20 protein-coding genes are annotated in these 19,416 nt (G+C 70.8%); 8 read left to right on the top strand and 12 right to left on the bottom strand.

Annotation, left to right across the window (positions count from 1 at the left end):
• Nucleotides 1-5: 5 nt before the first annotated feature.
• A complete protein-coding gene (locus tag E1295_RS19745) occupies nucleotides 6-209 on the top strand; it encodes an FmdB family zinc ribbon protein (RefSeq protein ID WP_132631802.1) in 204 nt (67 codons plus the stop codon).
• Here E1295_RS19745 and E1295_RS19740 read toward each other — a convergent pair.
• From E1295_RS19740 to E1295_RS19725, 4 genes are all read right to left on the bottom strand, one after another.
• Complete coding sequence (locus E1295_RS19740; protein WP_132631801.1) at nucleotides 206-1,147, bottom strand: serine hydrolase; 942 nt, start codon at nucleotides 1,145-1,147, stop codon at nucleotides 206-208. The genes E1295_RS19745 and E1295_RS19740 overlap by 4 nt on opposite strands.
• Before the next feature lie 68 nt (nucleotides 1,148-1,215).
• A complete protein-coding gene (locus tag E1295_RS19735) occupies nucleotides 1,216-1,710 on the bottom strand; it encodes a helix-turn-helix transcriptional regulator (RefSeq protein ID WP_165974528.1) in 495 nt (164 codons plus the stop codon).
• Between the two features lie 87 nt (nucleotides 1,711-1,797).
• A complete protein-coding gene (ilvD, locus tag E1295_RS19730) occupies nucleotides 1,798-3,636 on the bottom strand; it encodes a dihydroxy-acid dehydratase (RefSeq protein ID WP_132631800.1) in 1,839 nt (612 codons plus the stop codon).
• A 180-nt stretch (nucleotides 3,637-3,816) separates the two neighbouring features.
• Nucleotides 3,817-4,644, bottom strand: coding sequence for a nuclease-related domain-containing protein (locus tag E1295_RS19725; protein ID WP_132631799.1), 828 nt, complete (start codon nucleotides 4,642-4,644; stop codon nucleotides 3,817-3,819).
• Between the two features lie 230 nt (nucleotides 4,645-4,874).
• On the opposite strand from E1295_RS19725, the gene E1295_RS19720 reads away from it, so the two are divergent.
• Nucleotides 4,875-5,165 (top strand): hypothetical protein, encoded by a 291-nt coding sequence (locus E1295_RS19720; protein ID WP_132631798.1) that lies wholly within the window; start codon nucleotides 4,875-4,877, stop codon nucleotides 5,163-5,165.
• A 7-nt stretch (nucleotides 5,166-5,172) separates the two neighbouring features.
• Nucleotides 5,173-5,535: a DUF5130 family protein gene (locus E1295_RS19715; protein ID WP_246080148.1), complete on the top strand. Its 363-nt coding sequence runs from the start codon at nucleotides 5,173-5,175 to the stop codon at nucleotides 5,533-5,535.
• Between the two features lie 13 nt (nucleotides 5,536-5,548).
• Here the strand turns inward: E1295_RS19715 and E1295_RS19710 are convergent, their stop codons facing one another.
• The 3 genes from E1295_RS19710 to pepN all read right to left on the bottom strand — a co-directional run bounded on the left by E1295_RS19710 (nucleotide 5,549) and on the right by pepN (nucleotide 10,524).
• On the bottom strand, nucleotides 5,549-6,499 hold the full coding sequence (locus E1295_RS19710) for a hypothetical protein (RefSeq protein WP_132631796.1): 951 nt from the start codon (nucleotides 6,497-6,499) through the stop codon (nucleotides 5,549-5,551).
• 52 nt (nucleotides 6,500-6,551) lie between these two features.
• Nucleotides 6,552-7,829 carry a serine/threonine-protein kinase gene (locus E1295_RS19705; protein WP_132631795.1) on the bottom strand — a complete coding sequence of 426 codons (1,278 nt, stop codon included), beginning with the start codon at nucleotides 7,827-7,829 and terminating at the stop codon, nucleotides 6,552-6,554.
• 130 nt (nucleotides 7,830-7,959) lie between these two features.
• Nucleotides 7,960-10,524 carry an aminopeptidase N gene (pepN, locus tag E1295_RS19700; protein ID WP_132631794.1) on the bottom strand — a complete coding sequence of 855 codons (2,565 nt, stop codon included), beginning with the start codon at nucleotides 10,522-10,524 and terminating at the stop codon, nucleotides 7,960-7,962.
• 90 nt (nucleotides 10,525-10,614) lie between these two features.
• Here pepN and E1295_RS19695 point away from each other — a divergent pair, with 90 nt between their 5' ends.
• Both E1295_RS19695 and E1295_RS19690 read left to right on the top strand, forming a co-directional pair.
• Nucleotides 10,615-11,235, top strand: a complete 621-nt coding sequence (locus tag E1295_RS19695; RefSeq protein ID WP_132631793.1) for a mycothiol-dependent nitroreductase Rv2466c family protein — start codon at nucleotides 10,615-10,617, stop codon at nucleotides 11,233-11,235.
• 129 nt (nucleotides 11,236-11,364) lie between these two features.
• Nucleotides 11,365-12,768, top strand: a complete 1,404-nt coding sequence (locus E1295_RS19690; RefSeq protein ID WP_132631792.1) for an aldehyde dehydrogenase family protein — start codon at nucleotides 11,365-11,367, stop codon at nucleotides 12,766-12,768.
• 23 nt (nucleotides 12,769-12,791) lie between these two features.
• Here the strand turns inward: E1295_RS19690 and E1295_RS19685 are convergent, their stop codons facing one another.
• Both E1295_RS19685 and def read right to left on the bottom strand, forming a co-directional pair.
• Entirely contained in the window at nucleotides 12,792-13,520 is a 729-nt protein-coding gene (locus tag E1295_RS19685; protein ID WP_132631791.1) for an SDR family oxidoreductase, read from the bottom strand.
• 9 nt (nucleotides 13,521-13,529) lie between these two features.
• A complete protein-coding gene (gene def / locus E1295_RS19680) occupies nucleotides 13,530-14,015 on the bottom strand; it encodes a peptide deformylase (protein WP_132631790.1) in 486 nt (161 codons plus the stop codon).
• A gap of 92 nt (nucleotides 14,016-14,107) precedes the next feature.
• Between def and E1295_RS19675 the strand changes: the two genes are divergently transcribed.
• Entirely contained in the window at nucleotides 14,108-14,575 is a 468-nt protein-coding gene (locus tag E1295_RS19675; protein WP_132631789.1) for a ribose-5-phosphate isomerase, read from the top strand.
• A gap of 3 nt (nucleotides 14,576-14,578) precedes the next feature.
• On the opposite strand, the gene E1295_RS48780 is transcribed toward E1295_RS19675, so the two are convergent.
• Together E1295_RS48780 and E1295_RS19670 are read right to left on the bottom strand one after the other, a co-directional pair.
• Nucleotides 14,579-14,725, bottom strand: a complete 147-nt coding sequence (locus tag E1295_RS48780) for a hypothetical protein (RefSeq protein WP_166427310.1) — start codon at nucleotides 14,723-14,725, stop codon at nucleotides 14,579-14,581.
• Nucleotides 14,726-14,740: 15 nt separating this feature from the next.
• Nucleotides 14,741-15,973 (bottom strand): GNAT family N-acetyltransferase, encoded by a 1,233-nt coding sequence (locus tag E1295_RS19670; protein WP_132631788.1) that lies wholly within the window; start codon nucleotides 15,971-15,973, stop codon nucleotides 14,741-14,743.
• A gap of 118 nt (nucleotides 15,974-16,091) precedes the next feature.
• Between E1295_RS19670 and E1295_RS19665 the strand changes: the two genes are divergently transcribed.
• The gene (locus tag E1295_RS19665) at nucleotides 16,092-17,207 is read left to right on the top strand and encodes a PP2C family protein-serine/threonine phosphatase (protein ID WP_132631787.1); all 1,116 of its coding nucleotides are present in this window, start codon (nucleotides 16,092-16,094) and stop codon (nucleotides 17,205-17,207) included.
• Nucleotides 17,208-17,321: 114 nt separating this feature from the next.
• Here the strand turns inward: E1295_RS19665 and E1295_RS19660 are convergent, their stop codons facing one another.
• Entirely contained in the window at nucleotides 17,322-17,918 is a 597-nt protein-coding gene (locus E1295_RS19660; protein ID WP_132631786.1) for a response regulator transcription factor, read from the bottom strand.
• Between the two features lie 154 nt (nucleotides 17,919-18,072).
• On the opposite strand from E1295_RS19660, the gene E1295_RS19655 reads away from it, so the two are divergent.
• On the top strand, nucleotides 18,073-19,377 hold the full coding sequence (locus tag E1295_RS19655; protein ID WP_132631785.1) for a M50 family metallopeptidase: 1,305 nt from the start codon (nucleotides 18,073-18,075) through the stop codon (nucleotides 19,375-19,377).
• The last annotated feature ends 39 nt before the right edge of the window (nucleotides 19,378-19,416 follow it).

Below are 19,416 nucleotides of genomic sequence, written 5' to 3'. Positions count from 1 at the left end.
GGTCCATGCCGCGATACGACTTCCGCTGCCGCGCCTGCGGCTCCACCTTCGAGGTCTCCCGTTCCATGTCGGCCTCCAACGACCCGGCCACCTGCCCCGAGGGCCACGACGACACGGTGAAGTTGCTGTCCACGGTCTCCATGACGGGCGGCGCAGCCGCACCCCAGACGGGCGGCGGCTGCTGCGGCGGAGGGTGCTGCTCCTCCTAGACACCGGCGGTGGCGCCCCGCCGGGTGGACGAGTTCGCCTTCGGAAGGCCGCGACCGGTCACGCCGACGGTGGCGCCCCGCCGGGTGAGCGTGTTCACCGCCAGCCTGGCCAGCCGCTCGACGGTCTCGATGCCTGTCCGCATGTCCGGGCTGCGCTCCGACAGCACCGCGACCAGCACCTCGTGCCCGTGCACGTCGAGCAGGCCCACGCTGTTGACGGTCCACAGCCCGTCGTGGACGTGGGCGGGCAGCCACCCGTTCTTCAGCGCCGCCGCGCCACCGTCGGCCGCGGCGCTGACGCCCCACGCCTGCGAGGGCACCACCGACGACATGAGCCGCAGGGCGTAGCGCCGGCCGGCCGCCGGCACCGGCCCGCCGGGGTCGGTGAGCCGGTCCAGCACCTGCACCTGGTCGGACGGCAGGCTGTGGGTCGAGCCCCAGGACAGGCCGGGGCCGGGCCGTGTGTGCCGTACACCGAGCCGGCGCAGCACGCCGGTCAGCGCGTCCTGGCCGCCGATCGTCATGTACAGCTCGTGGGCGCAGTCGTTGTCGCTCTCGCGGATCATCCGGGAGGCCAGCCGGTGCTCGTAGCGGGTCGGCGGCTCCCCTTGCTTGCCGAGCAGGAAGGCCAGCAGGATGTCCACCTTGGCCACGCTGGCCAGCATGAACGGCTTCGTCTCGCCGAAGGAGTAGCGGGCGCCCGTGGTCCGGTCGAGCACGGCCAGCGCCGCCCGGCCCGGACGCCCCCGCAGATAACGCCTGAGTACGCGGTCGAGGGCACGCCGCTCGGCCACGGGCGGCGCGCTCTCGACGACGACCTGGCCGGCCGGTGGCCGCTGAGGCACGGCGGCAGGGCGTGGGGCGGCGGCGGACGGTCCCCTGCACCCGGATGCCGCGACCAGCAGGACGGCGATGAGCGAGACCCCGCGTACGCGCATGTGCGGGAGCCTGCCACCCCCCGGCCCAACGGCCGGGGGCACGGCCGGTCAAACGATCGGCAAGGTTGTCACGCGGCCCTGGCGCGCTTGCGGCGCTGGAACGGCAGGAACCGGTCGGCGAGATGCGGCCGGGACGGCGTGAGCGTGGGCTCGACCGCGATGATGCGGTCGAACCTGAACGCCCTGATGGCCCGGCGCATCCTGCACACGCCGACGAGGTACCAGTATTCGCGGTGGACCAGGCAGGTCACCGGCTCGACGTCGCGCGCGGTGACGGTGCCGTAGGCGTCGCGGTAGTGGAGACGGATCATGAGGCGGCTGGTGATGGCGTCGGCCATGAGCCTGGCCCGGGAGGCGACGTCGACGGGCAGCGGCTCGGTGAGGGTCGCGAGGGTGGTGGAGATGACGTCGTCGTCGAGCTCCAGGTGCTCGAGTGCGTGCTGCAGGCCACGCCTGGCGGTGACGGCCTGCGGACCCGCGCCGAGGTGGGCGAGGGAGAGGGCGAGGGCGGCGATCTCGGCGGTCGTCAGCGGGCGAGTATCGTGCTTCACGACTGTCGTCATACCCCAAGAATACGGACGACCACCGACATTTTTCGAAAACCTGTACGGCAGGCGAGAACCCGTCGCCTGCCGTACAGGGGTGGTGAACTACTGCGACAGCTGCGAAAGGTCGCGTGAGGCGCCCGTGGACGCCGACGTCGTCATCGCCGCGTAGGCCTGCAGCGCCACGGTCACCGGCCGGTCGCGGTCGCGCGGGCGGAAGCGGCCCCGCTCGGCCAGCAGCCGCTCGCGCCGGGCCGCCAGCTCGGCCTCGGTCACCCGCAGCTCCATCGACCGGTTGGGGATGTCGATGTCGATCATGTCGCCGTCCTCGACCAGCGCGATCGCGCCGCCCTCCGCCGCCTCCGGAGAGGCGTGGCCGATCGACAAGCCCGAGGTGCCGCCGGAGAAGCGCCCGTCGGTGACGAGCGCGCAGGCCTTGCCCAGGCCCCGGCCCTTGAGGAAGGAGGTCGGGTAGAGCATCTCCTGCATGCCCGGCCCGCCCTTGGGGCCTTCGTAGCGGATGACCACCACGTCGCCCTCCTTGACGCGCCCGCCCAGGATGCCCTCGACGGCCTGCTCCTGCGACTCGAACACCACCGCGGGCCCGCTGAACTTCCAGATCGACTCGTCGACCCCCGCGGTCTTCACCACCGCGCCGTCACGCGAGATGTTGCCGTAGAGGACGGCCAGCCCGCCGTCGGCGGTGTAGGAGTGCTCGATGTCGCGGATGCACCCCTCCGCCCGGTCGAGGTCGAGGGAGTCCCAGCGGTTGTCCTGCGAGTAGGCCTTGACGGTGCGCACGTTGCCGGGCGCCGCGTGCCACAGCTCCACCGCCTCCGGCAGGACCGACGGCGAGCGCACGTCCCAGCCGGCCAGCAGGTCGGCGAGCGTGCCGCCGTTGACGGTGGACACGTCGCGGTGCAGCAGACCGGCCCGGTCGAGCTCGCCCAGGATGGCCGGGATGCCGCCGGCGCGATGCACGTCCTCGACGTGGAACTTGCTGGTGGCGGGGGCGACCTTGCACAGGCACGGCACCCGCAGCGACAGCTCGTTGATCTCCTTGAGGCCGAAGTCGACCTGGGCCTCGCGGGCCGCGGCCAGGATGTGCAGGATCGTGTTGGTGGAGCCGCCCATCGCCACGTCGAGCGTCATCGCGTTCTCGAACGCCTCGCGGGTCGCGATCGAGCGCGGCAGCACCGACTCGTCGTCCTCCTCGTAGTAGCGGCGGGTGATCTCCACCAACTGCCGGCCGGCGTCCTCGAACAACGTCTTGCGGGCCTTGTGCGTGGCCAGGATCGTGCCGTTGCCCGGCAGCGCCAGCCCGATCGCCTCGGCCAGGCAGTTCATCGAGTTGGCGGTGAACATGCCCGAGCAGGAGCCGCAGGTCGGGCAGGCGGCCTCCTCCATCTCCAGCAGGTCGGCGTCGGAGACGGACTCGTCCGCGGCGGCGATCATCGGGTCGATGAGGTCGAGCTTCTTGCCCGGCGTCTTGCCGGCCTCCATGGGGCCGCCGGAGACGAAGATCGTCGGGATGTTCAGCCGGAACGCCGCCAGCAACATGCCCGGCGTGATCTTGTCACAGTTGGACACGCAGATCAGCGCGTCGGCGCAGTGGGCGTTGACCATGTATTCGACGGCGTCGGCGATCAGCTCGCGCGAGGGCAGGGAGTAGAGCATGCCGCCGTGGCCCATCGCGATGCCGTCGTCGACCGCGATCGTGTTGAACTCGCGGGGGATGCCGCCGGCCTCCCTGACGGCCGACGCCACCACGTCGCCGACCTCGCGCAGATGCACATGACCGGGAACGAACTGCGTGAAGCTGTTGGCCACCGCGATGATGGGCTTGCCGAAATCGCCCCCGGCTACGCCGGTCGCCCGGAGCAGGGCCCGGGCACCGACCATGTTCCTGCCGTGGGTGACTGTACGTGACCTGAGGGCCGGCATAGTGCTTCTCCCGTCGCTAGCAAGTCCTCACATGTTACGGCCAACCGCCCGGCGACTGAGACGCCTTGTCCATGCATCGGACAGCGGCCGGCCCGGCCGCGCCACGGCGGAGCCGTGCAGGGCGTGCGAGAAGGGCGTTCAGCCTGCGGCGACGGGAGAAGCCGGCGGCTGGGGAGGGGCTCAGTCCTCGCCGTAGCGGGCGGGCAGCACCTGGGCGGCGATCTCGTAGATCCGGTTGATCTCGCCGTCGGTCAGCGCCCGCTCCCGCTTGGTGATCCACTTACGGGCCCGGTCACCCTGGTAGACGTCCACGCCGCGGATCGTCATGATCTTCCACGGCACCTGCGGCCCGTAGATGGCGAGGGACGGCACGACCGAGATCTCGCGGCCGAACGACTGGCTGATCAGCTCGCTCGCCCGCGACGCCTCCCACTTGGCCTCGGTGATGCGGGGCTTCTTGTCGAACGGCCCGTGGAAGAGCTTCTTGCCCATCTGCACGCGCACGGGCAGGCGCTTGTCCCACTTCTCGGAGTCGACCGCGTAGACGCCCGTCGGGCCCACCACGAGGTGGTCGATCTGGGCCTCGCTGTCGGGGATCGCCCTGGCGTGCAGCGTGCGGTAGCCGTTGCGTTCGAGCTTGCGCAACTGCGCCTCGGTGCGGCGCTCGGCCACGGACGTGCGCCGCCACGCGGGCACCGAGGAGTTGGAGCGCGCCCGGTAGACCGCCTCGGCGATCGCCGCGAGCACGCCCGCGGTCACACCGGCCCGCCAGTCGCCCACGAGGAAGCCCACGACGAGGCCGACGGCCACCGCCAGAAGCGCCCGGTTGCGCAGTCGCTGGACCCGCGGCTGCTGCATCAGGCTGCGCACGGACACGCGCTTGACCGGCGCGTATGTGGAGGTGGGCGCCGAAGGCTTCGCGGCGGCGGTCTGCTCGCTCTCTGGCTTGTCGCTCACCCAGATGGGTGACGAGTTGTGACCGTCTTCTCGCTGGATGTCGGAGTCCACGTAACTCACCGTAGCCCGGGGGTTCGATCGATTCCTAGTGTTGCCGCGTCCATAGTTTTATGGCCCAGCTCATCGTGTTCCACGCATGTTTTCCGGGTATGTCTTACGTTCTTCTCTAGAGAAGCCAAGGGGCCCGTCAAAGATCCTAGGCGTACCGATCAGGTGCCGCAGCCGCCGGACATCCCGCGGCGGGTCTGGCCGGACCCGCCGCAGCGGTCTACGGTCAGGGTGTGAACAGCGCGGCGGAGATTCTGCTCTATCTCATCGGAGCGTCCTTGGGCTTGTTCGTGCTGATCAGCCTGCTGGTCATGGTGCCGGGCCGGACGCAGCGGCGCCGTACGGGATCGTGGCCGGTGTGGATCGGCGGGCCGTCCAGGAGCGAGCGCGGGGTCAGCACGTCCGAGCTGGTGCTGGCCGACCGGGTGGCGCCCTGGACGGACGTTCCCCAGAACGACTGGGTGGCCGCCGCCGAGACGGCCGAGCCGGGCAGGCACGTCGGCGGCGCGTCCGCGGGGTGGTGAGGTGACGATGCGCGGACTGACCGCTCCCCAGGCCGACGACCTCAGGAAGGCCGTGCAGGCCGCCGAACGGCTGAGCGGCCTGCGGTTCGGGTTGTTCATCGGCGAGCCGGAGGGGTCGCGGCGGCACTTCGCCGAGCGCCTGCACGCCGCCCTGGGCGACGAGGCGGGCAACGCCGTGGTGATCTTCGTGGACCCCGTCGGGCGGGCGCTGGAGATCGTCACCGGCGACGTCGCGAGGCTGCGGCTGCCCGACAGCGCCTGCCGGCTGACGGCGATGTCGATGGCCACCTCGTTCAGCGTGGGCGACGTGGTGGGCGGCCTGTTGTACGGCATCGCCGCACTCGCGGAGCAGGCCGCGGCCCGCCGCTGACCCCGGGCAGGGATCAGTCGCGTTCGAGCAGGCCGACGATGTGCTCGCTCACCCCGTGCAGCAGGGTCGCCGGCTCGATCGGGGCGCCGGCGACGGCCGCGAACAGCGCGGGCAGCCCCGGCAGCGGGAACCCGTCGTCCTTCAGCGCCGCGGCCCCGACGGCGTTCTTGTCGAGCGCCGCCCGGCTGCGCTCCCACGCGTCGAGCACCTCCTCCGGCGACGGCACCCCGAACCCGTGCCCCACGGGCGCCGCATGGCGCAGCCGCACGAGCGGGGTCTCCGCGAAGGCCAGCGCCGTACGGGCGCGCACCTGGAGGTCGGCCCGCGGCTCCGGCTCGATCCAGTCCATGGCCGTGCACGGGTTGCGGCAGCCGGCGACGCACACGGCGAGCGCGCCGGCGACCTGGCTGTGCTGCCGGTCGAAGTACGCCCGCCAGCCTTCGGCCGGCTCGGACGACACCCGCAGCGTGCGGTTGGTCGCCGACTGCTCGGACTTGGTGTGGTCGCACTCCCGGTCGCCGATCACGCCGAACCGGCTGCCCGCCACGCTCAATCCCTCGGGCCAGCGCGCGGGGTCGCCCGCGTGGCCGAGCTGCGGCTCGAAGGCCAGCAGCGGCAGGTATTCGCTGGCGATGTGCACCGCGGCGATCATCGGGCTCAGCTCGCGCCGGTGCCACCGTACGGAGATCACTTCCAGCAGCAGTTCGTACGCGGGCCGCAGCGACTCCAGCGCCCCGCGCGGCTGCTCGCGCGGCGTCTGCGGCATGTGACAGGCTCGCGCGCGCCGCCGCAGGTCGGCGGGGACCACCCGGGCCTCGGCCGCGAAGTCCTCGGCGTCGAGCGACAGCAGCCGTTGACCGAACTCGCAGACCTCGGCGATGTCGGCGGCGGGTGCCAGCGCACCGAGGTCGGCGAACGCGTAACGACGGGCAAGGGCAACGAAAAGGTCACGAGTCGAGTCCACGCGAAGACCTTCTCATGTTCGGCGAGCCCTCAAGGACGGCGCCGGAGGCCGGTCACGGGCACGGAGCGCGGACACACTGGATCTCGCCAGGGGGCGGCGGACGGGAGATCGTGGGCTCCGACGTCGGCTCCTCGGGCTCGTCGGTCGTCGGCTCCTCGGTCGGCTCCGGCTGGGGCGTGGTCGGCGAGACGGTCGGTGTCTCCGTCGCGGTCTGGGTGGCGGTGACCGTCGCGGTGGGCGTGGGCACCGCCGACTTCGAGGCCGAGGGCTTGGGGCCGGGGGTGCGCTTGGCCGGCAGGACCGGCTGCTTCGTGGTGGCGGGCGGCGATGGCGAGGTCTCCGCGACCGTGGGGGTGGTGGCCGGCGGCTCCATCCGGCTCACCGGCGTGGGCGATGAGGGCCGCAGCCAGACGAACCCCGCCACCGCCGCGGACACCGCCACCGCGGCGGCGATGGTGAGCACCGCCCGCAACGTGCGGCGGCGGCGCGGGACGGGCAGTGTGGCGGGCGAGACCATCGCCCTTCGGGCGGCCTCGGCCATCGCCGCGACCGACGGCCAGCGCGCGTCGGGCGTCTTCTCCAGCGCCCGCTCCACCACCTGCCGCGGCCCCGCCGGAACGTCGGCGGGCAGGCGCGGGACGGGGGAGTTGAGGTGCTTGAAAATGATCTGTACGGGCGTGTCACCCTGGAACGGCAGGTGCCCGGTCAGGCATTCGTACGCCACCACGCCCAGGGCGTAGACGTCGACCGCGGGCGTCACGTCGCTGCTCGTGGCCATCTCAGGAGCGCAGTAGCCGGCCGAGCAGAGCATCGTGCCCGTGGCCGTCAGGTGCCCGGCCGACGCCGAATGGGCGATGCCGAAGTCGGTGAGCGCCACGCCGCCGTCGGTCCTGATCATGAGGTTGGCGGGCTTGACGTCGCGGTGGACGATGCCCTCCGCGTGGGCCGCCGCCAGCGCGTCGCCCACCTCGGCGACCAGCCGCATGGTGGCCTCCGGGCCGAGCGCGCCACGCCGCAGCACGTGGTCGAGCGACTCGCCCTCCACGTATTCCATGACCAGGAAGCTCACCTGGCGGCCGTCGACCTCGCTGACGCCGTAGTCGTAGACGTCGACCACGCCGGGATGCCGGAGCGTGGCCATGGCCCTGGCCTCGTTCTGGAAACGCTGGGTGAAGGACGGGTTCTCGGTGAGCGCCGGCATGAGCACCTTGACGGCCACCGTGCGGCCGAGAACCGTGTCGTCGGCACGCCACACCTCGCCCATGCCACCGCCGCCGAGGCGGCCGGTCAGCACGTAGCGATCGTTGAGCGTCGTCCCGGCGCCTAGCACGTACTTGAGGCTAACATCGCCGCTGCGCTGCCATGGCCAAGTCCGCCCAGCCCACGGGCCCTCGCCTGGAGGCGGGGCCCGCGGCGGGCGTCAGCCGGGCGCGTCAAGGCAGACCCGTCAGGCAGACCCGTCAGGCAGACGCTGCGTCCTTCTCCCTGTTGCGCAGGGCCCTGCTCACGCCGTCGGCGCCTTCGAGGATCAGGCGGCGCAGCGCCTGCGGCGGCTCCTCGTCGGCGAGGTAGTGCTCGGCGGCCTCGACCGTGGCCGGCTCGATGAGCAGCGAGGGGAAGCACCCCACGGCGAACGTGGACGCCTGGTCGAACGTCCACTCCTTGTAGATCCGCCCCACCTCGGCGAAGTATTTCTCGCGGTAGGGGGCCAGCAGCTCGGGATGGCGCGGGTCCTGGAAGCCGCCGATGGTCGTACGGGCGACGTGGTTGGCCAGCTCGCCGCCCACGATGCGGTCCCACGCGGCGGCCTTGGCCTCGGCGGTCGGGATCGCGGCCCGGCAGTGCGCGGCCGAGCGCTCACCCGTCGCCGTAGGGTCGAGCTCCAGCTCGGCGTCGATGTCCGACTCGGTCAGACGGCCGCAGGAGACCAGCGCGTGCACCAGCGACCAGCGCAGGTCGGCGTCGACGGTGAGGCCCTCGGGCACGGACGAACCGTCGAGGATGCCCTGCAGCAGGTCGAGGTCCTCGTCGGAGCAGGCCACGGGGGCGAAGGCCTGGAGGAAGGCGAGCTGGTGGTCGGAGCCCGGCTCGGCGGCGGCGAGCAGCTCGCGCAGCTTGCCCGCCAGCAGCGTCAGGCCCTCCTGCCGCCACGCCGGGTCGGCGTACTGCTGCACGGCCATGCGCGCCTGCCGCAGCACCGCCTGGAGCACGGTGATGTCGGCGACCGTCTCCGCGCCGGATACGACCAGCTTGACGTAGTCGCGCGTGGACATCTCGCCGTCGCGGGTCATGTCCCATGCCGCCGACCAGCACAGGGCCCGCGGCAGCGACTCGGTGAACGCCGCGATGCCGCCGTCGACCAGCGTCTTCAGCGAGCGCTCGTCGAGGCGGATCTTGGCGTAGGTCAGGTCGTCGTCGTTGATCAGTACGAGGTCGGGCTGCTCCTCGCCGACGAGCTGGGCCACGTTCGTCCGGGCGCCCACCACGTCGAGCTCCACCCGCTTGGTACGGGTCAGCTCGCCGCCGGCCAGGGAGTACAGGCCGATGGCGACCCGGTGGGAGCGCAGCGTCGGGTGCTCGGCCGGGGCCTCCTGCAGCACCTCGAAGCGGGTGAACCGGCCTCCTGACACCTCGAACGAGGGCCGCAGCGTGTTGACCCACGAGGTCTCCAGCCACTCCTTCGACCACGACGACAGGTCGCGGCCCGAGGTGCGCTCCAGCGCGGTGAGCAGGTCCTTCAGCTCGGTGTTGCCCCAGGCGTGCTCGGCGAAGTAGTCGCGTACGCCGGCCAGGAAGTTGTCCAGGCCCACGTAGGCGACGAGCTGCTTGAGCACCGAGGCGCCCTTGGCGTAGGTGATGCCGTCGAAGTTGACCTCGACCGCCTGCATGTCGGGGATGTCGGCGGCGATCGGGTGAGTGGAGGGGAGCTGGTCCTGGCGGTAGGCCCAGGCCTTCTCCACGTTGGCGAAGGTCGTCCACGCGCCCTTGCCCCACCGCGTGGCCTCGGCCTGGGCGAGCACGGACATGTAGGTGGCGAACGACTCGTTCAGCCACAGGTCGTCCCACCAGCGCATGGTGACGAGGTCGCCGAACCACATGTGCGCCATCTCGTGCAGGATCGTCTCTGCGCGGCGCTCGACGACCGCGTCGGTGACGCGGGAGCGGAAGACGTAGTCCTCCAGGAACGTCACGCAGGCGGCGTTCTCCATGGCGCCGGCGTTGAACTCGGGGACGAAGAGCTGGTCGTACTTCCCGAAGGGGTAGCGCACCGCGAACACCCGGTGGAAGAAGTCGAAGCCCTGCCGGGTGACCTCGAAGATGTTGTCGGCGTCGAGGTGCCCGGCCAGCGAGGCCCGGCAGTAGACGCCGAGCGGGATGCCGTCGTGCTCGGTGGTCACCTTGTGGTAGGGCCCGGCGACCAGCGCGGTGATGTAGGTGGAGATGGCCGGCGTGGGCGCGAACTGCCAGCGGCGGGCGGCCGGCACCGTGCCGTGCTTGCCGGCCTGCTCGGGCAGCTCCTCCACCTCGGTGGCGGTGGCGTTGGAGATGACCTCCCAGGCGGCCGGCGCCAGCACGGTGAGCTGGAAGGTGGCCTTGAGGTCGGGCTGGTCGAAGCAGGCGTACATGCGGTGGGCGTCGGCCGTCTCGAACTGGCTGTGCAGGTAGACGTTCTTGTCGACCGGGTCGACGAAGCGGTGCAGCCCTTCGCCGGTGCGCATGTAGGAGCAGTCGGCGTCCACGACGAGCTCGTTGTTCTCGGCGATGGAGGGCAGCGGGAAGCGCCCGGCGGCGGCGTCGTAGCCCGCCACGTCGAGTTCCTCGCCGTTGAGCACGACCCTGCGCACGCGGGCTCCGTGCAGATCGATGAAGGTGGACGCGCCCGGGCTGGTGCCGGCGAAGCGGACCTTCGTGACGCTTTCGAAGCGCTCGTCCCCCTCTGTCAGGTCGAGTGCGACCTCGTAAGACTCGACCTTGAGCAGCCGGGCGCGCTCGCGAGCCTCGTCTCGGGTCAGGTTGCCTGCCAAGTTGCGCTCCTTTTCACCACTTCGGAGAAGTTTGTCGGTATCCTGCCACGGCGGGAATAGGACCCGAACCACCTCAGGTTATGGCCCCACGTGACTGAAAAGATTCCCGTGGACCTGTGGTTCGACCCATCCTGCCCCTTCGCGTGGGTGACGTCACGGTGGCTGATCGAGGTGGCGAAGGTCCGCCCCATCGAGCCGCGCTGGCGCATGATGTCGCTTCACATCCTCAACGAGGACAAGGACGTCTCCGACGACTACCGCGAACGCGCCGCCAGGGCCATGGGGTCGGTCAGGGTGGTCGCGGCCGCCGCCGAGAAGCACGGCGAGCAGGCCGTCGGCGAGCTCTACACCACTCTCGGCACTCTGCTGCACAACGAGGGCAGGGGCAAGGAGCCAGAGCGGCTGCGCGAGACCGTCGAGACCGCGCTCGAACGGGCCGGCCTCGACACGAGCCTCGTCGAGGCCATGCACTCCGAGCAGTGGGACGCCACGATCCGCGCCTCCCACGACGAGGGCATCACGCTGGTCGGCCAGGAGGTCGGCACGCCCATCATCCGCGTCGGCGCCAACGCCTTCTTCGGGCCCGTGATCACCAGCATCCTCCGAGGTGAGGAGGCGGGCAGGCTCTGGGACGGCGTGCTCACGGTCACCGCGTACGAGGACTTCTTCGAGCTGAAGCGCACCCGCACCAAACGACCGCAATTCGACTGACACATCCGACTATGCCCGTTGCGCCATCGTACGCTGGCGGTTGAAGTCGGACGGCGGCGGTGGAGAAGGCTCATCCCCGGAGGGGGTGAGCCCTCGCACCGCCGCGTGAAGCGCTGTCAGGATGGTGCCATGCGTCAGCTCTATATCGGCGGCTCCTGGTCCTCGTCGCAGTCGGACGAGTCCATCGAGGTCGCGAACCCGGCCACGGAAGAGATCATCGACAACGTCCCCGCGGGCTCCCCCGGCGACGTCGAGTCGGCCGTGCGAGCGGCCAGGACGGCCTTCCCCCGATGGTCGGAGACCGCCGCCGCCGAGCGTGGGAAGCTGCTCGGCGACGCCGCCGAGCTGCTGAAACAGCGAGCTGACGAGATCGCCAAGACCATCGCCACCGACATGGGCGCGCCCCTCGGCTTCGCGCTCAAGGTGCAGACCCTCATGCCCGCGACCGTGCTGGCCTCCTACGCCAGGCTGGCCGAGAGCCATCCGCGCGAGTCGCGGGTCGGCAACTCGCTGGTGCTCAAGGAGCCGGTCGGGGTGGTGGCGGCGATCACGCCGTGGAACTACCCGCTGCACCAGATCATCTGCAAGGTGGGCCCCGCGCTGGCCGCCGGGTGCACCGTGGTGCTGAAGCCGAGCGAGGTGGCGCCGCTCGCGGCGTACGCGCTGGCGGAGGTCTTCGACGAGGTCGGCCTGCCCGCGGGCGTGTTCAACCTGGTGAGCGGGCGTGGGCCGGTGGTGGGGGAGGCGATGGCCGCCCACCCCGAGGTGGACATGGTGTCGTTCACCGGCTCGACCGTCGCCGGCAAGCGGGTGGCCTCGCTCGCGGCCGAGTCGGTCAAGCGGGTTGCGCTGGAGCTGGGCGGCAAATCGGCAAATATCATCCTTCCTGATGCCGACCTGGCCCGTGCCGTCAAGGTCGGTGTGGCCAACTGCTTCGTCAACGCCGGCCAGACCTGCTCGGCGTGGACCCGCATGATCGTCCACCGCGACCAGTACGACGACGCCGTGCGCCTGGCCGTGGAGGCCGCTCGCGGCTACACCGTCGGCGACCCCTTCGACGAGTCGACCAAGATCGGTCCGCTGGTGTCGGCGACCCAGCGCGAGCGCGTCGTCCGCTACATCAACACGGGCCAGGAGGAGGGTGCCCGGCTGGTCGCCGGTGGCACCGAGCAGCCGCACGAGCGCGGCTACTACGTCGAGCCCACCGTGTTCGCGGGTGTGGAGCCGGGCATGACGATCGAGCAGGAGGAGATCTTCGGCCCGGTGTTGTCGCTGATCCCGTACACGACCGAGGACATGGCCGTACAGATCGCCAACGACACGAAATACGGCCTGGCCGGAGCCGTCTGGTCGGGCACCGGGGAACACGCCCTGTCGGTCGCCCGCCGGCTCCGCACCGGCCAGGTGGCCGTCAACGGCGGCCGGTTCAACCCGATGGCCCCCTTCGGCGGCTACAAGCAGTCGGGCGTGGGCAGGGAGCTCGGCGAGCACGGACTGGAGGAGTTCCTGGAGGTCAAGGCGCTGCAGCTGTAGCCGGGGCACGGCGCGCCGGCGGGTCAGACGTACAGCCCGCCGGTGGCGTGCACGTTGTGGCCGGTGACCCAGTGGCCGTCGGGGCCCGCGAGGAAGGCGACCACGGCGGCGATGTCGCCGGGCCTGCCGAGGCGCCGCAGCGCGGTGTACTGCTCCGTCAGCTCCAGCGCCTCCGGCGGGTTGGCGCCGCGCAGCATGTCGGTGTCGGTCGCGCCGGACGAGACGACGTTCACGGTGATGCCCCGCACGCCCAGCTCGCGCGAGGCCACTTTGGCGAACTGCTCGACCGCCCCCTTGCTGCCGCAGTAGAGCATCAGGCCGGGAGCGGGCACCTGGGTGTTGAGCGTCGAGATCGTGATGATCCGCCCGCCGTCGCGCATGACCCCGCCCGCCCACTGCGTGGCCAGGAACACCGCCCGCGTGTTCACCGCGAAGACCCGCTCGTAGTCGTCGCCGGTGATGTCGCCCAGGGGCTTGGCCAGGCTCAGGGCGGCGTTGTTGACCAGGATGTCCAGCCCGGGCAGCCGCGCCTCCGCCTCGGCGAACAACCGCCGCAGATCGCCTTTGTCGCCCAGATCGGCTCGTACGGCGTGCGCACCCGTGCCCTCGGCCACCTGCCGCGCCGCCTCTTCCGAGTGCTCGTAGCAGAACACGACCTCGGCCCCGTCACGGGTCAGCCGCTCCACGACGGCCCTGCCGATGCCCCTCGAACCTCCGGTGACCAGTGCGCCCTTTCCGGAAAGTACACTCATGCGATCAACCTACGCCCTGAGCATGATCTCGCGGGCTTCGTTCCTGGGAAGGCGGTCGACGTACAGTTTGCCGTCCAGATGTTCGCTCTCGTGCTGGAAGCAGCGCGCCAGCGATCCGCGGGCCTTGACGCGCACGGGCCGCTGGAGCCGGTCGACGCCCTCGACGGTGACGCCCGAGGCCCGCGCGACGGGGGCGTAGATCGGCCGGCCCGTACCGCGCTCGGGCACCGACAGGCAGCCCTCCTCGTCGACGATCTCCTCGGGGTCGTCGACGGTCAGCCGCGGATTGATCACGTGGCCCTTGCGTCCGCTGATGTCGTAGACGAACAGCCGCCGTGACACGCCGATCTGCGGGCCCGCCAGGCCGACGCCGTTGACCGCGTACATCGCCTGGAACATCTCGTCGATCAGGCGGCGCAGGTCGCGGTCGAAGTCGGTGACGGGGTCGGCTGTCGTGCGCAGCACCGGATCGCCGATGATGCGGATCTCGCGCATGGGAATTCTGCTTTCGTAAGGACTGGTATGCGGAACGGGTCCTTACTCTAGCAAGCGGGCCTGATCGGCGAAGGCTGTGGAAGACTGGTCGGGTGCGTGTCTACATCGGTGCCGACCATGCCGGCTATGAGCTGAAGAACCACCTCGTGTCCTGGCTCAAGGACCACGGTCACGAGGTGACCGACTGCGGTCCCTTCGTCTACGACGCGGAGGACGACTATCCCGCGTTCGTCCTGCGCGCGGCCGAAGGCGTCGCGGGCGACCCCGGCAGCCTGGGGGTGGTCATCGGAGGCTCGGGCAACGGCGAGCAGATCGCCGCCAACAAGGTGCGCGGCATCCGCGCGGCGCTGGCCTGGAGCGAGGAGACGGCCTCGCTGGCCCGCGAGCACAACAACGCCAACGTCGTCAGCGTCGGCGCGCGCATGCACACCGTCGACGACGCGACCAGGTTCGTGGAGGTCTTCCTGACCACGTCGTTCTCCGGCAGCGAGCGCCACAGCAGGCGGATCGCGCAGCTCGACACCTACGAGACGATCGGCCAGCTGCCCTCCCTGCCCTGACCCTCAGCCCTTGCGCCTGGCGTCACGCCGTGGCATCTCATCACGCAGAGGCCGCCGGTCGGCGGCCTCCTGCTGCTCTTTCGACGGTCTCGACACGTCGCGGGCGCGCATGGCGACGGTCGCGGTGATCTGCAAACTCTGCAGTGCCATGTCCCCGACCCTACGTCAGAACGTCAGCCCCGCCCATGGCCTCGGGCTCCAGGACATGGCGATGGCCAGCGAACGCAGCGTGCCGGGGGAGTGCTCGCGCACCAGCCCCGCCGCCAGCTGCTCCATGAGGAGGCCCTCGCCGAGGTACGCCGAGCCGAGCGAGGCCACCGGAAGCGTCACGTCGGGCCGGTCGTCGACCGGGGCGCACTCCGCGCCCGCCGGGCCGGCGGTGAGCCGCCAGCGCCGGGCGTTCCACGGGCACACGTCGTCCTCGACCTCGATCACCGCGTCCACCGGCGCCGAGTAGGAGCGGGCGGCCAGAGCCGCGCCCACCTCGACCAGGCGCACCCACAACTCGTCGACGTGGCTCGCGCGCGCCTGCCTCGGGTCGGCCAGCAGCGCGAGCAGGGGGTCGTCCACCGGCCTCGCGCCCGCCTGCACCCGGGAGACGAGATCGCGGTCGAGCACGCTGCGCCACAGCAGCGCGTACGCCGCCGGGTCGGCCGCCTCCAGTTCCTGCAGCCTCAGCTCCCCGTCGGGAATGCCGTCGGCGTCCCACGACGACTTGATCCGGAACAGGGCGTAACCGCGTACGCCGCCGTCGTCCTCGGCCAGCACCGAGCGCAGCGGGCCCGCGCCGTCCTGGTCGGCCTCCTCGTCGGCCAGCACGCCGTCCCAGAACCGCGCGTTGCGCTCGTAACGTCCGGGACGCCGGGCCACGACGGAGGCGAACACCTTCTCCAGGTCGGCGCGTACGTCGGCGGGCGCGGCGACCCTGAGCCTGAGCGACGGGTCGGAAGGAGCGTTCGCGACGAACTCCGTGCCACCGGGCTTCCTGAACCGGAACGACAGTGCGTTCGACGCCCTGCCGTAGCCGTACCTGCCGTAGATGGGAGCCTCGGAGGCGTAGAGAGCGGCGACGCTCTCCCCACGCTCCCGGATGTCGGAGAGCTGCCTGCGCATCAGCGACGACAACACGCCGCGCCGGCGATGGGAGGGCAGCACGCTGACGGCCGTCACGCCCGCGACGGGAAGCCGGCCGCCGGGGACCGTCATGGTGAGGCTGTAGATGGACGTGACGCCCGCGATGAGGTCTCCGTCGAAGACCGCGAGCGTCCGGTCGAACTCCGTCTCGGCCTTGAAACGCTCGTTCTGCACGGAGTTCGGCCGCCAGCCGAACCCCTCTTCGAGCACCAGCGCGAACGCCGGCCACTGGGACTCGTCAATCGGGCGGATCGGATACGTCATCTGTCCACGGTAGGAGCGGGCAAAGGGGGAGGGCCACCGAATATACGTGCTTAATGATCAAGGCCTTGGTCAAGTGGGCTGCCCAAACACGGGTCAGACCGATACAGTCAGGCCCATCATGAGTACCCGACCGGCGCCGCTGATCCCGCCACGGGTCCGTGCCGTCCTGGTGCGGGTGCCGGGTCTGGTGGCCGCCGTCCGCTTCGTCAGGCGCGGGCCGCTGGCACGTGACCGCAACCTGCTCATCACGCTGACCGTGCTCGCGCTCGTCATCGGGTTCCTCGCGGTCAGGGTCTCGACCGAGTGGTTCTCGCCCTCCCTGCTCATTCTCGTCACCCTGGTCGGCGGGCTTCAGCTGCGTCTGCGCAGCCTGGTCAAGCTCCTGGTCGGCGTCGGCGTCGCGCTGGGCTACATCGCGTTCGGGCTGGGCCCCGACCGGATCGGCGTCGGGCTGACCGTGACGATCGTGTTCACCACGGTGCTCGCCGTGCTCATGGCCCGCACCAGGGGCAAGCTCGGCGTGCAGGGGTTGCGCGGCGACGCCATGCTGCTGGAGCTGCGCGACCGCCTCAAGAGCCAGGGCGAGCTTCCCGCGCTGCCCAAGGACTGGGGCGGCAAGGTGGTGCTCAAGCAGGCCGGCGGGTCGTCGTTCGGCGGCGACTTCCTGGTCTCCATGCGCGACGGCAACTCCGTCGAGATCGCCCTGGTCGACGTGTCCGGCAAGGGCGTCGACGCGGGCACCAGGGCGCTGCTGCTGTCCGGCACGTTCGGCGGGCTGCTCGGCTCGGTCGACGACTTCCTGCCCGCGTGCAACACCTACCTCCACCGCCAGCGCGGCGACGAGGGGTTCGTGACCGCGGTGCACGTGCGGCTCGACCTCGACACGGGCGACTACACGATCACCTCGGCCGGGCATCCGCCGGTGGTGAAGTTCGACGCGGGCACGGGCAACTGGCAGGTGGCCTCGGCCAAGGGCGTGGTGCTCGGCGTGGTGCCCGACCTGCACTGCGAGCCCGACAGCGGCACCCTGCGCAAGGGCGACGCGCTGCTGCTGTTCACCGACGGCCTCATCGAGCAGCCGGGGCGCGACATCGACGCCGGGCTCGACCGGCTGCTGGGCGAGGCGGAGCGGCTGCTGCCCTCCGGTTTCCGCGACGGCGCGCGGCCGCTGGTCAACGCCATGGCCTCCGGGCACAACGACGACTGCGCATTGGTGCTGATCTGGCGCCCCTGATGACAAACCACACGGTTCAGGTCGTGTTGGGGGTCACTGGCAGCCGGCTCGACGCTGCTGAGATCCTCTAGACGGTCGGGCCCCGGCGGAGCGGCGCGGCTCCACCGGGTCCCGTCACAACCAGCCCTGGTCGCTCGCGATGCGCACCGCGTCGAGCCGGTTGCGCGCCCCTGTCTTGCACATGATGCGCGACAGATGGTTGCGTACGGTGCCCACGGAGAGGAAGAGCTGGTCGGCGATCTCGGTCGAGCGCGCGCCGCCCGCCGCGACGCGCAGCACGTCGAGCTCCCGCCTCGTGAGCGGGTTCGTCGCGCACTGGAGCGCGGCCGCGGCCAGCTCCGACTCGATGGCCCGGCGGCCAGCCGCGACCAGGCGCACTCCTTCGGCCAGCCGCTCCGGCGGCACGCACAGGCTCATGAACCCGAGCGCGCGCTCGGCCAGCGCGCTGCGCACCTGCCCGGGATGGGGATCGGCCGACAACATCAGCACCTTGCACCCCGGCGCCCGCGCGGAGAGCCCGGCCAGCACGGAGCTCCCCGGCAGCCCGGCATCGACGACGGCCACGTCGGGATCGCTCTCGACGGCCGCCCGCACCGCTTCTTCGGCGCATCCGGCCTGCGCCACGACCCGCAGATCGGGTTCGGCTGCGAGAATGGCCAGCAGGCCACGGCGCACCAACGGCAGGTGCTCTGCGATCAGTATGCGGATCAAGGACTCCCCCTCCATCGTCTCTTAGGGTGATCGTTTGATCGCTCACTGTCAATCCATTCCAAAAGGCGGGCAAGCCGTACCGTGCGGCGGATTCGACTACCCTTGGGTTGGCGGTTTTTCGCCCGTCCTGCCGTCTGCCGTGGAGCGCGACTCGATGAACTGGCTATATCTCGTGGGGATCATCCTCTTTCTCCTCGGGCTGATGTTCTCCATCGCGCTGCACGAACTCGGCCACCTCGTGCCCGCCAAGATCTTCGGCGTGCGCGTGACCCAATACATGGTGGGTTTCGGCTCGACGGCCTGGTCCCGCAGGAAGGGCGAGACCGAATACGGCGTCAAGTGGATCCCGCTCGGCGGCTACATCCGCATGATCGGCATGCTGCCGCCGCGCCCCGGTGACGACCCCACCAAGGCCAGGAGCACCGCGACGGGCCCGTTCCAGGGGCTCATCGAGTCCGCCCGCGACGCCGCGCTGGAAGAGGTGCGGCCCGGCGACGAAGAGCGCGTCTTCTACCGCAAGAAGTGGTGGCAGAAGGTCATCATCATGTCCGGCGGCCCGGCGATGAACTTCGTGCTGGCGTTCGTCTTCTTCAGCATCCTGCTGGTCGGCATCGGCCTGCCGACGTGGGCCCCGATCGTCTCGCCCGAGACCAACACGTGCGTGATCCCCGCCTCGGAGCAGCGCACCACGTGCAAGCCCACCGACCGACCGACCCCCGCCGCCCAGGCGGGCCTCAAGCCCGGTGACCGCCTGGTCTCGCTCGACGGCAAGAAGATCGGCGACTGGACCGCCGCCACCCACCTGATCCGCTCCCACGGTGCCGGCCCCGCGCAGCTCGGCATCGTCCGCGACGGCAAGGCGATGACACTCGACGTCACGCTCATCGCCCAGGACCGGCCCAACCTCGAGGACCCGGAGAAGATCGACAGGAACGTCGGCTTCCTCGGCGTGCTGCCCACCGAGGTCATGCAGCAGCAGAACCTCGGCCAGGTGATCGGCTACATGGGCGAGCTGACGGGCCGGGTCGCGAGCTCGCTGCTCAACCTGCCGGAGAAGATGGTCGGCGTCTGGCACGCCGCCTTCTCCGGCGAGGAACGCGACCCCGAGGGCCCTGTCGGCGTCGTCGGCGCGGGCCGCATGGGCGGCGAGATCCTCGCCTCCGACCTGTCCAACGAGAAGAAGATCGCCATCTTCGTCAACCTGCTGGCCGGGTTCAACCTCGCGATCGGCATGTTCAACCTCATCCCGCTGCTGCCGCTCGACGGCGGGCACATCGCGGGCGGCCTGTGGGAGGGGCTCAAGCGGGCGTACGCCAAGGTCATGCGGCGGCCGGAGCCCGGCTACGTGGACATCGCGAAGGTGCTGCCGCTGACCTACGCCATCGCGATCGTCATGATGATCATGGCGGGCCTGCTCATCTACGCCGACCTGGTCAACCCGCTGCGGCTCACGGGCTGACGGGCTTCAAGGGCTGAAGGGCTGACGGGCGGGGGGCGG

The organism is Nonomuraea mesophila, from assembly GCF_004352805.1.
Classification (GTDB): domain Bacteria; phylum Actinomycetota; class Actinomycetes; order Streptosporangiales; family Streptosporangiaceae; genus Nonomuraea; species Nonomuraea longispora.
This window is presented reverse-complemented; position numbering and strand designations above follow the sequence as displayed.